This is a genomic window from Sporosarcina sp. ACRSL, assembly GCF_022346605.1.
Taxonomy (GTDB): Bacteria; Bacillota; Bacilli; order Bacillales_A; family Planococcaceae; genus Sporosarcina.
In genome coordinates, this window is the sequence record NZ_JAKRNT010000002.1 from 293,134 (window position 1) to 307,088 (window position 13,955).

At 47.7% G+C, this 13,955-nt stretch carries 17 protein-coding genes; 5 read left to right on the plus strand and 12 right to left on the minus strand.

Translation table 11 applies throughout. The annotated features are described in order from the left end of the window. Positions 1-28: 28 nt before the first annotated feature. The gene (locus MHZ92_RS04730) at positions 29-892 is read right to left on the minus strand and encodes a D-alanyl-D-alanine carboxypeptidase family protein (RefSeq protein WP_239430392.1); all 864 of its coding nucleotides are present in this window, start codon (positions 890-892) and stop codon (positions 29-31) included. A 340-nt stretch (positions 893-1,232) separates the two neighbouring features. On the opposite strand from MHZ92_RS04730, the gene MHZ92_RS04735 reads away from it, so the two are divergent. Together MHZ92_RS04735 and MHZ92_RS04740 are read left to right on the plus strand one after the other, a co-directional pair. After that, positions 1,233-3,269, plus strand: coding sequence for a hypothetical protein (locus tag MHZ92_RS04735; RefSeq protein WP_239430393.1), 2,037 nt, complete (start codon positions 1,233-1,235; stop codon positions 3,267-3,269). A 195-nt stretch (positions 3,270-3,464) separates the two neighbouring features. Continuing rightward, positions 3,465-3,950: a membrane lipoprotein lipid attachment site-containing protein gene (locus MHZ92_RS04740; protein WP_239430394.1), complete on the plus strand. Its 486-nt coding sequence runs from the start codon at positions 3,465-3,467 to the stop codon at positions 3,948-3,950. 190 nt (positions 3,951-4,140) lie between these two features. Here MHZ92_RS04740 and kynA read toward each other — a convergent pair whose 3' ends face one another. The 9 genes from kynA to MHZ92_RS04785 all read right to left on the minus strand — a co-directional run bounded on the left by kynA (position 4,141) and on the right by MHZ92_RS04785 (position 11,549). Continuing rightward, entirely contained in the window at positions 4,141-4,959 is an 819-nt protein-coding gene (gene kynA, locus MHZ92_RS04745) for a tryptophan 2,3-dioxygenase (protein WP_239430395.1), read from the minus strand. Next, entirely contained in the window at positions 4,956-5,588 is a 633-nt protein-coding gene (gene kynB, locus MHZ92_RS04750; RefSeq protein ID WP_239430398.1) for an arylformamidase, read from the minus strand. The genes kynA and kynB overlap by 4 nt, the downstream gene beginning before the upstream one ends. Next, entirely contained in the window at positions 5,585-6,856 is a 1,272-nt protein-coding gene (gene kynU, locus MHZ92_RS04755; protein ID WP_239430399.1) for a kynureninase, read from the minus strand. The genes kynB and kynU overlap by 4 nt, the downstream gene beginning before the upstream one ends. A 299-nt stretch (positions 6,857-7,155) precedes the next feature. Further along, positions 7,156-7,761 (minus strand): response regulator transcription factor, encoded by a 606-nt coding sequence (locus MHZ92_RS04760; protein WP_239430400.1) that lies wholly within the window; start codon positions 7,759-7,761, stop codon positions 7,156-7,158. Continuing rightward, positions 7,758-8,894 (minus strand): sensor histidine kinase, encoded by a 1,137-nt coding sequence (locus MHZ92_RS04765; protein WP_239430401.1) that lies wholly within the window; start codon positions 8,892-8,894, stop codon positions 7,758-7,760. Before MHZ92_RS04765 ends, MHZ92_RS04760 begins: the two co-directional genes overlap by 4 nt. 75 nt (positions 8,895-8,969) lie before the next feature. Beyond that, positions 8,970-10,031: a fatty acid desaturase gene (locus tag MHZ92_RS04770; RefSeq protein ID WP_239430402.1), complete on the minus strand. Its 1,062-nt coding sequence runs from the start codon at positions 10,029-10,031 to the stop codon at positions 8,970-8,972. A gap of 192 nt (positions 10,032-10,223) precedes the next feature. Further along, positions 10,224-10,520: a hypothetical protein gene (locus MHZ92_RS04775; protein ID WP_239430403.1), complete on the minus strand. Its 297-nt coding sequence runs from the start codon at positions 10,518-10,520 to the stop codon at positions 10,224-10,226. Positions 10,521-10,569: 49 nt separating this feature from the next. Then, positions 10,570-10,896 (minus strand): bacillithiol system redox-active protein YtxJ, encoded by a 327-nt coding sequence (gene ytxJ, locus MHZ92_RS04780; RefSeq protein ID WP_239430405.1) that lies wholly within the window; start codon positions 10,894-10,896, stop codon positions 10,570-10,572. A gap of 59 nt (positions 10,897-10,955) precedes the next feature. Next, the gene (locus MHZ92_RS04785) at positions 10,956-11,549 is read right to left on the minus strand and encodes a glycerol-3-phosphate acyltransferase (protein ID WP_239430406.1); all 594 of its coding nucleotides are present in this window, start codon (positions 11,547-11,549) and stop codon (positions 10,956-10,958) included. 76 nt (positions 11,550-11,625) lie between these two features. On the opposite strand from MHZ92_RS04785, the gene MHZ92_RS04790 reads away from it, so the two are divergent. Next, entirely contained in the window at positions 11,626-12,285 is a 660-nt protein-coding gene (locus MHZ92_RS04790; RefSeq protein WP_239430410.1) for a phosphatase PAP2 family protein, read from the plus strand. 11 nt (positions 12,286-12,296) lie between these two features. Here the strand turns inward: MHZ92_RS04790 and MHZ92_RS04795 are convergent, their stop codons facing one another. Further along, positions 12,297-12,842 (minus strand): hypothetical protein, encoded by a 546-nt coding sequence (locus tag MHZ92_RS04795; protein ID WP_239430411.1) that lies wholly within the window; start codon positions 12,840-12,842, stop codon positions 12,297-12,299. A 79-nt stretch (positions 12,843-12,921) separates the two neighbouring features. Here MHZ92_RS04795 and MHZ92_RS04800 point away from each other — a divergent pair, with 79 nt between their 5' ends. Continuing rightward, a complete protein-coding gene (locus MHZ92_RS04800) occupies positions 12,922-13,248 on the plus strand; it encodes an MGMT family protein (protein WP_239430412.1) in 327 nt (108 codons plus the stop codon). 3 nt (positions 13,249-13,251) lie between these two features. Here MHZ92_RS04800 and MHZ92_RS04805 read toward each other — a convergent pair whose 3' ends face one another. Continuing rightward, complete coding sequence (locus tag MHZ92_RS04805) at positions 13,252-13,473, minus strand: transcriptional regulator (RefSeq protein WP_239430413.1); 222 nt, start codon at positions 13,471-13,473, stop codon at positions 13,252-13,254. 90 nt (positions 13,474-13,563) lie between these two features. On the opposite strand from MHZ92_RS04805, the gene mscL reads away from it, so the two are divergent. Further along, complete coding sequence (gene mscL / locus MHZ92_RS04810) at positions 13,564-13,941, plus strand: large conductance mechanosensitive channel protein MscL (RefSeq protein WP_239430414.1); 378 nt, start codon at positions 13,564-13,566, stop codon at positions 13,939-13,941. Positions 13,942-13,955: the final 14 nt, after the last annotated feature.

A 13,955-nucleotide genomic window follows, 5' to 3' on the forward strand; every position in this document is an offset into this window, starting at 1 on the left:
CCATTATACCATGTAAGCGGTTCACAGATTATTCATTCAACACATAGCGATCGATTAAATCCCTCGTGAGTGTGAAGCGAGGCGTGGACGTATCGCTCCCTTCTACTCCGACACCCATGACGACTGTGATGATTCGCTTCCCTTCATAAATGCCCGTACTTGCAAAGCACGGTCCAGCCTCCTCGGTATATCCCGTTTTCAATCCTTCCATGCCGATCATCTCTTGCGGCATGCCGGGAAGCATGAGATTTGTAGTCCATAGTCGGGTCCCATCGCTTGTCGTGAAGTCTGTCATTCGGGTAAATTCCAGCACTTCCGGATATTGCTCTAAAAGCTCGTTCGCAATGGCAGCAACATCCCGTGCAGTTGCATGATTCGTATCAGCTTCATCCAACCCCGTTGCATTGATGAAGCGAGTGTTTGTTAAGCCAAATTGTTCGGCTTTCTTGTTCATCTCTTGGACGAATTCCGCTTCTGTACCGCTCACTAATTCCGCTAGTGCGACGGCAGCATCGTTAGCGGAAGTAATGGTCATCGCAGCAAAAAGCTCGCGGACATTGTATGTTTTGCGCTTGTCCATTCCTAACATAACGGCATATCTAGGTTGGTTCAAAGCGGCTGTAGAAGGCTTATATTGGCTATCCCATGAGAGACGTCCGTCGGCAATTGCTTCAAGGACAATATATTGGGTCATCAGCTTTGACATACTGGCGATTGGCAACGCTTCCTTGGAATTTTGCTCGTAGAGGATCTTACCCGTCTCCGCTTCAAGAACGATGGCCGCTTTCGCTTCGTGATAAAGGGGATTTGTCTCTTTACGAGCGTCCTTTTCTTTGATGAAGATGAAAAACGCCAATGCGGCGACAATTAAAATGGTGAGTGTTTTTTTCATTCGAATAATCACACCTTTTTCCTGATTTACCTCTATTGTCTACAACAAAGATGAAGATTCATTCATGGATTTTCTGAAGAATTTCTGAAGATGGGATTTTATTCTAAGGAGTTAGATGGGTGGTAGGTCACAAAGTGATCAAAACCTTGTCGAACTCGAGCAAAACCAGACCAAACTCGAGCCTAACTCCGCCTAATTGCTCCAAAACACCATCGAACTCGAGCAAAACCGTCCGCGATTCCTGTCAGAAAGTGCAAAGGAGGTCATCGCCCACCTGCACACACCTTCATTATCCGGACTGAATACGCTAGTAGTAATAACGTCAGTGGTGGTGATTTGCATGGAGAGTGCGGGGATTTTAGCAGGGCCGATGTTGCGGCGGGTGGATACGGAGTCTGTTGCCATTTGGGTGGCGACAAACTGTCCTGTCGAGGTGGACGCTGCCATTTTTCTTCTAGACACGCTTACACCGCTTGACACCGCCACGAAGACGACATCAGTACGCGCAGGCCATCGTTTGTTCATCCACTTAGTGCAAGTGCATGGGCAATTTCCAACGGATACGCTCCTTGGCTATGACCTGCTTTTTCGCGTTGGAAAACGTAATTTTGATTTAACCAGTCTCGGTTTGATTCATAAAAATGAAGATTCCATCACGTATGATGGACTTCCCTACCCTTCGTTTTTCATCCCCGCAACTGCAGCTCCAACTTTTCTATATGCATCTTGTCGGAAATTTCATGGGAAAGGGGATGATGCCCTCGTTGCAGGAGATGCGCTTTTGCAAAGATCCGCTCACCATCTTGCAGCACGTCCGAGCGCTTTGTTTCTTACCGGCGATCAGATTTATGCAGATGATGTGGCGGATCCATTGTTTACAGTCATCAGAACGGTTGCCGAACACTATATTGGTAATGAGGAGCTTGGGCAGTTCGATTCGCGTTTACGGGAGGAGCCATTTGCTACCGCCCTTCAGCAAGTGAACGGACGGCAGTTCATTACGGAGCGGTTTTGCCGGTTCACTTCGGCGAGCGCTTCGAATCATCTGCTTACCTTCGGGGAATATGCGGCGATGTATTTGCTGTCTTGGGGTCCTGCGATGTGGACGGATGTTTTTCTCCCTTCGTTTGATGAGTTGTTGAAGAACGATGGATTATATTTGTATTTCCAAGAAGATCGCAGTGAACTTGAGCAATGCCGTGTCCGTTACGAAGAGCAGTCCGGGCAACTGTTGCAGGCGATTGGATCGCTCCATCGGATCCGAAGGCTGTTTGCAAATATGCCAACATATATGATATTCGATGACCATGATGTAACGGATGACTGGAATTTATCCGCAGACTGGCGCAGTTCAGTACTCGCTTCGCCGCTTGGAAAGCATGTAGTAGCGAACGGGCTTTGTGCATATTGGGCGTTCCAAGGTTGGGGCAATGAGCCGCAACGGTTCGGGGAGGGGTTCCTACAGTCGATGAGCAGGCATTTCGACGGGTTCATTGCTAACTCAACTGCTTATGAAGTTTGGGCGACTCGGCTTTGGTCATTCAAAGGCTGGCAATTCGTGGCGCCCACAACACCTGCTGCGCTATTTTTAGATACGAGGACAATGCGTTATTTTGACGATCACCCGAAGCCTGTGAAAGTTGGACGGATGGTAAAGGAGACGGCCCAGACACCGAGGTTGATTGGCAAGTCCGGTTGGAGAGTCACCGCGCGGACGCTCTTGAATTCTCGGTGGTCGAGGGGCGATCCACTCATCATCGTTTCCCCGACGCCCTTATACGGATTGGGGCTGATCGAATCGGTGCTCCACTCGTATGTGTATCCGCTCCGTGCTCTTGGATATCCGATTCACGAAGTGCTTGACTTTGAGGCGTGGAAGTATAATGGAAGAGGATTCACCGATTTCATCGGGCAGCTGTTCAAATGGAGTTTATCCCAGTGTATTATCCTGTCGGGGGATGTCCATTATGCTTCCGCCGTCCGGTCTCGACTGACGTCGAAACGGGAAGTGCTCGATATTTTGCAGTTCACGAGCAGCCCTTCCCATAATATGAGCTTCTCGGGTATTTGGGGAATGCTCATGAGAATGGCGATTTGGGGAAATGCGAGGAAACGGGTGAAGCGGACGATTTACCGTTATTGTGATGACTCGTTCTCGATCCATAATGGCGGAAAAGCGATGGATAGCCCGAAGAATGCGAAATGGCAAGAAGCACTCCGCTACTTGGAGATGCCGCCGGGTTCGATTGTCGAGACGGAGAACAATATCGGACTCGTCACTGTCGGGGAAACCGTCGTCAGGCATTCGCTGTTGCAAATGAAACGTGGAGAAATGAAAGAGATTCGATTTGAGGATGTCGAAGCCTTGCCGGAATGATGCGGCGGGGCTTTTATGCGTAGATTTTCGGCTTTATGCGCAAATTCTGTAGTTTATGCGTGAATGTCATGATTTATGCGGCTTTCGGGGAGGTTATGCGTAAATTTTGATAAGGTCTATGGGTGGAGGGATATTATTTATAAACGGTAAATTCATATTTTTTACGTTAAAAAAGAACTTTTAAGGGGGAGAATTATGCGTAGACTAATATTCTTTTTAACGATGTTGTTAGTTCTCAGTGCTTGTAATTCAACGAGTGAAGTATTACGCAAAGAGAAACCTAATGACTTTGCATTTTCTTTGAAGTATGGAGTGAGAGCATTAAATGAGTTAAATACTTATGACAACACTTACACAAAAGATTTAGTTGAAGATGGAACTGAAACAACAGATATGGTGCTTTCCAACGAAGAAATAGAAGTCATTTATGAGAAATTTAGAAGCGCCGATGTTTTAAGTTTGCCCGAAGAAAAAGGTGGTCCCCCTTGTACGGCGCCATATTATAGGTACGAATTATCCATGACGGTAGATGGTGAAGAATATTACTTAAAGTGGGATACTTCTTGTGAGTCAAAAGCGCTCAATAGATGGGAAAGAACAATGAATTTTATAAACAGAGAAATTATTTACCCAAAAGATGAATACCAATCACTCCCTGAACCTACTGGTGGCTATGAATGATACGCTGTATTCTTAGAATTTATTAAAAATCGTTCAATCGAAATGATTGAACGATTTTTTAATGAACAATACAAAAAGCACCGCAAATGCGGTGCAATTAGTTATACACTTTTGCTTACATCTTCTTTTGAAATTTATAGTTTTGCGGTAGGAAACGGACCGTTACCATCGGATCGTCTCTTTTTTTGATTTATAGCTGTGTCCGTACGTCCCAAAGTTCAGGGAAGAATTTATGGTCTAGGACGGTTTTCAAGTATTGGACGCCTGATGAACCGCCAGTGCCTGTTTTAAAGCCGATGATCCGTTCTACGGTCTTCATGTGGCGAAAGCGCCACTGTTGGTGGCTGTCTTCGATGTCGACGAGCTTTTCGGCGAGTTGGTACAAGTCCCAATAGTGGTCGACATCCCGGTACACTTCGAGCCAGGCCGCCGCCACGGTCGGGTCACCCGCATACGTTACAGCGTAATCACGTGTTAGCAAATCGGGATTTATCGGTAATCCGGCGCGTGAAAGTGCGCGGATTGCGACGTCGTAAATGCCCGGTGCTTTGTAGGCCGACTTTAATTCACTCGCGAGTTCAGGATCTTTCTCGTAGATTTTCAAAATATGCGGCTGCTTATAACCGAGCGCAAACTCAATCAACCGATTTTGGTAAGACTGGAAGCCTGACGCGCGGCCGAGGCTTTCACGGAATTCCATATACTCGGCCGGTGTCAACGTCGAGAGGACGTCCCAAGCCTGGATGATTTGCGTTTGTACCCGTGAGACGCGTGCCAACATCTTGAACGCTTCCGGCAGTTCGTCTTTTTCAATTAACTCGATTGCCGTATTCAGCTCATGCAAGATGAGTTTCATCCATAGCTCGCTCACTTGGTGGATGATAATGAACAGCATTTCATCGTGGTGCCCAGACAATCGCTCTTGGCTCGACAGCACTTTATCGAGCCGCAAATATTCCCCGTACGTCATATTGTCCCGGAAGTCCGTATGGATCCCTTTTTCATTCATGACGGCCACTTCCTGATAACCGCGCGCACTGGACTCCCATCTCCACCTTCAATCGGCAATGGCAAAGCAATCAATTCATAATCGCCCGGGTCGATTTCCTCCAAGACGATATTCTCCAAAATAAGCACGTCATTGTTATGCAGTGAATGATGGGCATCCAACGTCTTGCTATCCTCCGGGTCGACCGATGGCGTGTCGACACCGATGAGCTTGACACCGCGCTCCTTCAATAAAGGACCGATATCCGCCCGCAAAAAGGTGAACGTCTCTGGAAATACATTCGGATCCGGTCGGCTTAACGTCTTTAGTAATATCCGTTCCACGCCACCGAAATCGATATGCTCCAAATCGGAGCGCCCTACGCTTTCGAGCCCCGAGACGTCAATGACGCGAGCCTTTCCTATATAGACATCAATCGGCAACTCGTGCACTTTCATTCCTTCATCGTCATAGTGAAAAGGCGCATCGATATGCGTACCCATATGCATGCTCGTCGTCATCGTTCCGATATTGACGGAACCGGTATCTGCTTTCAGAAACCGAACGTCATAGGAAAACGGCGTATCCCCGGGCCACTCGGCGATTCCGTTATGCAAACGCTGTGAAATGTCTATCCACTCACTCGTCATGCGACAACACCCCTTTTATTCTCAAACTTTTCGTATCGCTTTTCATTCATGATGATTTTAAGCTTTTGTACTGTATGCCAAACGTCTTCAAAACTGTTATAGAGGGCGACGGGCGCTAGGCGAATTCCATTAGGTGATCGGAAATCCGGAATGACGCCGTCCTCTTTCAGCGCCTTGCAAATGCGCGCTGCCTCCTCATGCTCAAGTAATAAATGGCCGCCGCGTGTTCTATTGACCGGATTGCCGATCGTGAAGCCAGCGTCTTGTAGTTCCTGTTCAATCAATTCAAGCATATAGCCTGTCAGCTCAAGCGATTTTTCGCGGATTTTTTTAATGCCCACTTCCTCGAACATGTCGAGGGAGCCGATGACGGGCGCCAGGCTCAGAACATGAGGTGTTCCGATTTGATAGGCACCAACATCCACTGCGGGATCCATTGTATGATCCATATCGAATTGCGTCTCCTTTTTCGAGCCGAACCAACCCGCGAGCCCAGGTGCTTTGCCGAAATGCTTTTCGTGAACGAATAAGCCGCCGACGGAGCCCGGTCCCCCGTTCAAATGCTTATACGTACACCAAAACGCAAAATCCGTTCCCCACTCGTGGAGCGAATGCTCAACTGCTCCGACGGAATGGCATAGGTCGAAGCCGATGGGGATATTTCGTTCGTTCGCAGCTTTCGTCAACTTGTGCATATCAAGCACTTGCCCGCTCCGATACAGAACTGCAGGCAACACAATGAGCGCCACGTCGTCCGTCATCGCCTCGATGATGTCATCCTCCAGTAAGTAATGACCGTCGTTGCTTTTAACACGAATGAGATGCTCATCCGGATCATAGCCTTTCAAAGCGAGCTGACTTTTCAGCGCGTAAATATCCGACGGGAAATTCAATTCATCAGCAAGGATTTTTGTTTTATTGCCAGTAGGCTTGTAAAACGTTGAGACAAGCTGATGCAAATTCACTGTCGTGGAGCCGGTCGCAATGACTTCTCCGGGCGTTCCACCGACGAGCAGTGCCATTTTCTCCCCGACCCGCTCGGATAAATAAAACCACGGATGCTCCCCTTCCGTCCATCCATTGATGCCGAGCGTTTTCCAGGAATCAAGCAATTCCAGCAAAGTTAGTTCAGCCCGTTTTGACAATAAACCGAGTGAATTGCCGTCCATGTAAATGGTGTTTTCCGGAATGTAAAATTCGTCTTTATAAGAAGCGAGCCGGTCTTTGCGATCCCGCTCCTGTGCATTGACAAGTGTGTGTTGCGACATACAAATCCCCCTTTTGTCTTGCTAAGAAAAGCATAGCATATTGGCGGAGGGGAGGACATTCTGAATTTGTAGACTTTTCGGGTGGGGGCGGCGTGATTTGAGGACGGGGGCGGCCGGCTTTGAGCGTGGGACGGATCTCTTTGGACGCGGAATGCCTTGCTTTGGGCACGGGACAGCTCATTTTGGGCGAGGAATGCCTTGCTTTGGGCGCGGGACCTCTCGCTTTGGCGGGACAGCTCACGTACGCGATTTTCAAAAAAAACAGGTGAAGGACATACTCCTTCACCTGCGTTCACCAATTATTTAAACCATCCTTTTTCCTTGAACCGCGAAATGGCTTCGATCCGGTTGCCGACCTCGAGTTTTTCGAGGATGACGGAGATGTAGTTCCGTACGGTTCCTGGCGTTAAGTACAGCTCGCCGGCAATTTCCTTTGTTGTCTTCCCTTCGGCGACGAGCTCGAGCACTTGGCTTTCGCGGTCGGTGAGCGGGTTTTCGGTGTCGTCCTCGTACGCGATGTCGACGAGCTCGGGTGCGTAGATCCGGCGTCCTTCCTGGATGGCATGGATGGAATTGACGAGTTCCTCGATTGGACTGTCTTTCAACAAGTAGCCGCGGACTTTGGCTTTCCGCGCACGCTCGAAATAACCGGCCCGCGCAAACGTCGTTAGTATGATGATTTTGCAGTCCATTCCGGCAAGCTCTTCCGCCGCATCCAATCCGGTCTTGACCGGCATTTCGATATCCATGATGCAAATGTCAGGGTTGTGCTCTTTCACGAGGCGGACGGCTTCCTCCCCGTTTCGCGCCATCCCGACGACTTGCATATCGTCTTCCATATTCAAAAGGGAGCCTAATGCGCCTAACATCATTCCTTGGTCTTCTGCAATGACGATTCGAATCATGCTTTCCCCTCCTCTACTTGATGTGTAATGACGACCGGCATTCGGATTGTTAACGTCGTTCCATCTTCCTCATTAATGTCGAGTGTGCCGTTTACGAATTCAAGACGTTCCCGCATCCCCTTCAAGCCCGTGCCGCCCGGTTTCCTATCCGCCATCCCTTTGCCGTTGTCATGGACGATGATCGAGACTTCCTCGTCCTTTTGCTTGAAAACAATATTGCAAACCGTAGCTTCGCTATGCTTCACGACATTCGTCACGGCCTCTTTCAGACACATGCCGAGCACGTTCTCAACGTTGGACGGAAGATTGATTGCCGGGAGATCGGAGTCTCCTTCGATTCTCATTTCAATTTCAGCTGCTGCAAGGATTTGACGGGCGCGCATCATCTCATCCACGAGTCGAGTCGCACGCATATCCGCCACAAGCTCACGTACTTCCTTCAACGCTGTGCTTGCGGTTTGGCGGATGTCAATCAGCTCCCTCTCCGCCTCCTCAGGATTTTTCGAAATTAACCTTCGAGCCAAGTCGCTTTTCAGTCCGATCATCGATAATTTCTGTCCAAGCGTATCATGCAAGTCCCTTGCAATCCGTTCACGTTCTTCAAGCAACATCAACTCCGAAATGCGCTCCTTTGCATCCTCGAGCTGATCTTCGAGTTTTTCGCGCTTCCCTCGGTTATACAGATTAAATGGAAGGAGGATGACACCAATCACCGTAATGATGATGAAATGAACTTGCGGTAAAAAGAGATTGATGTCCAAGAAAAAGCCCGTCACTATTGCGCTGACCGTGAAAAAGATATGTAAACCGTACATAATGAAAAAGCCGACGGTCGAACGAATATTTCCAATAAAAAACGCCGTAAAAATCGATAGGTACACATAGCCGAACAGGAGTGTCATAACGATATTGATGACGATTTCGAAGCTGATCCACATATAGACCAGGCCGCTTTTTGATCTCACTGAAAAGAAATAGGAGATGAAATAGAGCACTAATAACGCGATGCCGACCGAAATGCCGATAGCGGACCATGAACGGAAGATGAAAAAGAACGGCAGCAAGCAAAAAATGACCCACGCATAAATACTGAGCCATGGATTTTTAGGAAAAATACTGTACCATTTTTGCATCGATTTCACCGTCCTGTTCCTTCCATTATATCAAAAAATTGAAACAGCCACCCCTACTGCAGGGCGGCCGTCTGTTTATTTACTGTCAAAGCTTGTGCGCTTTGGTTTCAATTCATTCAAATCAATGGATCGCTTAGCGCGTTTAACGACGCTTTTCACTTCTTTGAATGTGATGAACCGCTTGTTATCGGGATCATACAGTTTGTAACGTAGCGAATCTAAGCTCGTTTTGATGGTGATCGTCGTCGCCATTTGAAGCGGCGGGGTTGATTCATGCGCAATTTCCAAGTTATAGTTCGGAACTCGCGGCGCCAAATGATGGACGTGGTGGAAGCCGATGTTGCCGGTCGCCCACTGAAGGACTTTCGGCAGTTTGTAATACGAGCTTCCTTCGACTGCTGCCTTCACATAATCCCACTCGGATTCCTCTTCGAAATAGGAGTCCTCAAATGTGTGCTGAATATAGAAAAGCCAGATGCCGAGTGCTGCCGCAACAAACATGATTGAACCTTGCACAATAAGGAATGCTTGCCAGCCGACGAGCCATGCCATAAATGCATAAAGGACGATGATGGCCACATTCGTTAAATACGTATTCATCCGTTCCTTTTTCCGTGCATCCTTCCGGTTGATCCTGCCGTTAATAAGCACGAGATATAACGGTCCGAGCCCAAACATGACGAGAGGATTCCGGTAGCATCGATACATGAGCCGTTGCCAATTCGACGCTTCCATATATTCGTCGATTGTCATGACCCAAATATCGCCGACGCCGCGCTTGTCGAGATTAGAGCTCGTCGCATGGTGGATGGCGTGCTCACGCTTCCACTTTTCATACGGGAACAATGTGAGAATTCCTGTAATCGTTCCGACGATGTCATTCGCTTTTTTATTTTTGAAGAATGAACCGTGTGTGCAGTCGTGGAAAATGATGAACGTCCGAACGACAAAGCCCGCTGTAATGATGGCAATCCCGAATGTTAGCCAAATGGAGATCGATAAACTTTGGTACGCCAAAAACCAGAGAAGAAATATAGGCGGAACCGTATTGACCAGTTGAATGATACTCTTTTTCAAGTCCGATTTGGCATAAGGTGCAACATTCTTGTGCAATTGCTTCGTTTTTTCTTTGCTCATTGTAAACGCCTCCTCGATAAATTTCCTTATTTCCATACTAGACTGCTTACCCGTTTTGCAGAATAGATGAACGTCATAACTTTTTATATGATAAGTGTCATTTATTGTGAAAGTGTTCACAAGGTGGAGGCTTTTTGTATGTGGGAGGCGATGTTTTGGGCGAAGGGGCATCGATTTGATCGCGAGACGCTTCTATTCGGGCGCGAAACGCTTCACTTCGAGCGCGAGATGCTTCACTTCGGGCGCGAGATGCTTCACTTCGAGCGCGAGATGCTTCACTTCGGGCGCGAGATGCTTCACTTCGGGCGCGAGATGCTTCACTTCGGGCGCGAGATGCTTCACTTCGGGCGCGAAACGCTCCACTTCGAGCGCGGGACGCTTCTCTTCGGGCGCGAGATGCTTCTCTTCGGGCGCGAGACGCTTCTCTTCGGGCGCGAGACGCTTCTCTTCGGGCGCGAGACGCTTCTCTTCGGGCGCGGCACGCTTCACTTTGAGCGCGTAAAAAAACAGGCACCCCTGTAGGAATGCCTGCACATCTTCATCCGTTAGCTTCGACGGCTGATTTAATATTCGATTGGTTGATATTGTGATGGCTTGTATGCCATACCGCTTCGCCGTCCTTCAACAGGAAAAGCTGCGGGCTTTCGTGACGGATGCCCAAGTCGCTCTCGACAGCGCTTGATAGCGGGCGGCTGTTTTGGACAACGAGATAATATTTTTGATAATCTGTTTCGAGCTTGTTGAACTCCTGGTACCCGGCTGCGCTGATCGGGCATGTTGAGCTATGCTTCATGAGGAAGACCGGCTCCGTTTTCGACTCATTCCGTACGGATTCCCATTCTTCCATTGAGTGGATCTCTTTCATTTTATGTTCTCTCCTTTCAAAGAGCTATACTCATAGTATAGGCGGTCGATACGCCGACCTCAATTTCTTTGTTTCCTTCTATACCCTATTACAATACTGTGTAAATCTTTCCGATGAATAAATAAAAGAAAAGCGACAACAATGATAGCGGCAACCGTTTGCGGCCATTCTTTCGTCAATCCGAACAGAAAAAGGGGAGACAATCCCATGGCGCTCATCCCGACTAGCGTAAAGTTTTTTACGAATGGATAAAAAATGAGGAAAACGACGACAAAGCAGGCAACGACTAGCGGATGGAATGCAAGCATCCCTCCGATAAACGTCGAAACTCCTTGACCGCCACGGAACTTATGGACGATCGGATAAATATGCCCCGCCATGACGACAAGAAGCGCTACAAGTTGAAGCCATTCCTCCAGCCCCATCCATTTAGCAATCAAGACGACAAGCGCGCCTTTCAGTGCATCCCCTAAAAACGTCAAGACGAACGCAGTCTTGCCAAACACCCTTCCCGCATTTCGTGCACCTGGATTCCCGCTTCCTGCTGAACGGATGTCATCACGATATAATAATTTTCCGATCACCGTCGCTGTCAGCAAGTTGCCAACAGCATAGGCGCCGATCAGCAATATGACAATCTTTATGACGTCCACTTCCCTTTTCTACTTTACAATATGCAGCGCACTATCTTTTCCTGTACAATATTTCGCAATAGAGAGGATGATCGAATTGAAGAATTCCACCATCCGCCCTTCCGTGGCCATTGGTTTATGCATTTTATTCGGCGGTGCCTATGTTTTCATTGTACTTGCAATTATAAGCGGAATGACGTGGGGCTTTGACAAATCGGTCATCGATGCCATCCAAGGCTTGGAAGCTCCTTGGTTAACGTCAATCATGATTGCGTTCACCTTCATTGGCTCCACGAAAGTTGTCATGCTTCTTACGATTGCGATGACTATCCTTCTAGTTTGGAAATTCCGCGCCAGAAGCCAAGCCTATTTCTTTTTCTTCGTAATGGTCGGGACAATCATCGCGTTCCAAACATTGAAAGTAATTTATAAACGGGACCGTCCCGAATTCCATCGACTCGCCGAAGCGGGCGGCTACAGCTTCCCGAGCGGTCATGCGATGATGGCCACTAGTCTCTACGCTTTACTCACTTATATGTTATGGCGACATATCCAATCGACGGCAGGCAGAATTGCCTTGTTGTCTTTCGCCATTTTCATGTTCGGCATGATCTCTTTAAGCCGCATTTATCTAGGTGTCCATTATCCGAGCGATATCCTCGGCGGACTGTTTGCAAGCGCATTTTGGGTCGCACTCACTACATTCCTGTTCGTCCAATTCCAAAAGAGAAAGGAACGCAGCCTCGTCCAAGACTGACGAGGCGCTTTTCATTCCCTAAACTTGGCCGCTTCCTCATCGGATAAAATACGTGGTTCTGAGAATCCCACTTGTATATATTCGGTGCGCTCATCCACTGAAACTCTGAAAATGTAAGCATCGCTTGTCTTTTCAATAGATTGAATGGTCGATTGCTTTTTATCATAATAGGACTTCACTTCCTTTTTCACCCAATACGGAACTTCTCCTGCCGGCAAACCTTGTTCCCCTTTCTGCTCTTCTTCCCATTGTTGCTTCGCTTTCGGGTCTAAACGAAAATAAATCTTCTGCAAGGTATCAATGACTTCACCGAATCCGATGATCAACACCCCATAGAGGAAATGCGTTGCAATTATGCCGAAGAATGCCAACAAGGCAGGGCCTGTCATCCCGCCTGAGTGCTGCCAATCTCCCCATTCATTGAAATGGCCGCCCATTTGCGCCATCATCGACAATGAAAAGATTCCTTGAATAACACCCCAAATCATGACGGCAACCCCGGCAATTTTAATGATATAGCCTATTGTGTTTTGCTTCACGAACAAGTTGTTCAACATGACCACTCTCCCATTTATATTTCCAGTTATGTTGTGTACGATTGAGTGACTTGGATAGTTTCAAATGAGGAGGGTTAACATGAGTCCATTTACAGAAAGAGTTGTAAAGATTATTAAGGACATTCCTTCGGGGCGTGTCATGACATACGGCCAAGTCGCTGCGACTGCAGGAAATCCGCGTGGTGCAAGACAAGTTGTGAGAGTCCTCCATTCGATGAGCGCCAAATACGATTTGCCCTGGCATCGGATTATCAATGCGCAGGGCGGCATTTCGACCCCCTCCGACCGTGAAGAAAAAGGCTTGCAACGGGAACTGCTAGAGGCGGAAGGTATCAAGTTCATGTCAAATGGGAAAGTGGATCTAGATGTCTATCGATGGTTTCCTGAAGAGGAATTCATGTGGTAAAATTCAAATCGCCTGTCGTTCGCGGCTGATGACACGTTGGACGGACAAGATCCGGTCTATTCTGAATGTCCGTTTTTCGTGGCGCAGATGGCAATACGCTGTAAATGAATCTACACCGACTGCAAGAATGCGGATGCGTCTTTTTGTCAATGTCCCATCCGCCCGCATATAGATCATTACCGCCAAATCACGTCGTTCGCATATGTTGAGTAAAGCTTGTCGCATAGCTCTCATCTCCGTTCGGAACATTTGTTCTCATTATATGCGAACAGCTGGATAAAAACAACCATTTCAGATGAAAGAAGGTGAATAAATATGTGGAAAGATTTCAAGGAATTTGCATTCAAAGGGAACGTCCTTGACCTAGCGATTGCGGTCGTCATCGGAACAGCATTTGGAAATATTGTGTCATCACTCGTAGAAAACATTATTTCGCCGATCATCGTTGCGATCACTGGAAAGGTTGACGTGTCCACTCTTGATTTGCCAATCGGGGCGACTACTCTGAAATATGGCCTTTTCTTACAATCCATTATTGATTTTCTCATCATCGCCTTCTCGATCTTCCTATTCGTACGTTTATTAATGAAGTTCAAACGGAAAGAGGAGCCTGCAAAGGAAGAAGCACCTGCCATTGACGCAAAAGAGGAATTGTTGAAGGAAATCCGAGATTTATTGAAAGAAAAACAATAACCATAAAAAAATGC

Coding starts and splice junctions, on each gene's coding strand:
- MHZ92_RS04765 (WP_239430401.1), bottom strand. CDS start 8,894: ATGCAAAAATGGTACAGTATTTTTCCTAAAAATCCATGGCTCAGTATT.
- MHZ92_RS04740 (WP_239430394.1), top strand. CDS start 3,465: ATGCGTAGACTAATATTCTTTTTAACGATGTTGTTAGTTCTCAGTGCT.
- MHZ92_RS04760 (WP_239430400.1), bottom strand. CDS start 7,761: ATGATTCGAATCGTCATTGCAGAAGACCAAGGAATGATGTTAGGCGCA.
- mscL (WP_239430414.1), top strand. CDS start 13,564: ATGTGGAAAGATTTCAAGGAATTTGCATTCAAAGGGAACGTCCTTGAC.
- MHZ92_RS04735 (WP_239430393.1), top strand. CDS start 1,233: ATGGAGAGTGCGGGGATTTTAGCAGGGCCGATGTTGCGGCGGGTGGAT.
- MHZ92_RS04730 (WP_239430392.1), bottom strand. CDS start 892: ATGAAAAAAACACTCACCATTTTAATTGTCGCCGCATTGGCGTTTTTC.
- MHZ92_RS04770 (WP_239430402.1), bottom strand. CDS start 10,031: ATGAGCAAAGAAAAAACGAAGCAATTGCACAAGAATGTTGCACCTTAT.
- MHZ92_RS04805 (WP_239430413.1), bottom strand. CDS start 13,473: ATGCGACAAGCTTTACTCAACATATGCGAACGACGTGATTTGGCGGTA.
- ytxJ (WP_239430405.1), bottom strand. CDS start 10,896: ATGAAAGAGATCCACTCAATGGAAGAATGGGAATCCGTACGGAATGAG.
- MHZ92_RS04795 (WP_239430411.1), bottom strand. CDS start 12,842: ATGTTGAACAACTTGTTCGTGAAGCAAAACACAATAGGCTATATCATT.
- kynU (WP_239430399.1), bottom strand. CDS start 6,856: ATGTCGCAACACACACTTGTCAATGCACAGGAGCGGGATCGCAAAGAC.
- kynB (WP_239430398.1), bottom strand. CDS start 5,588: ATGACGAGTGAGTGGATAGACATTTCACAGCGTTTGCATAACGGAATC.
- kynA (WP_239430395.1), bottom strand. CDS start 4,959: ATGAATGAAAAAGGGATCCATACGGACTTCCGGGACAATATGACGTAC.
- MHZ92_RS04800 (WP_239430412.1), top strand. CDS start 12,922: ATGAGTCCATTTACAGAAAGAGTTGTAAAGATTATTAAGGACATTCCT.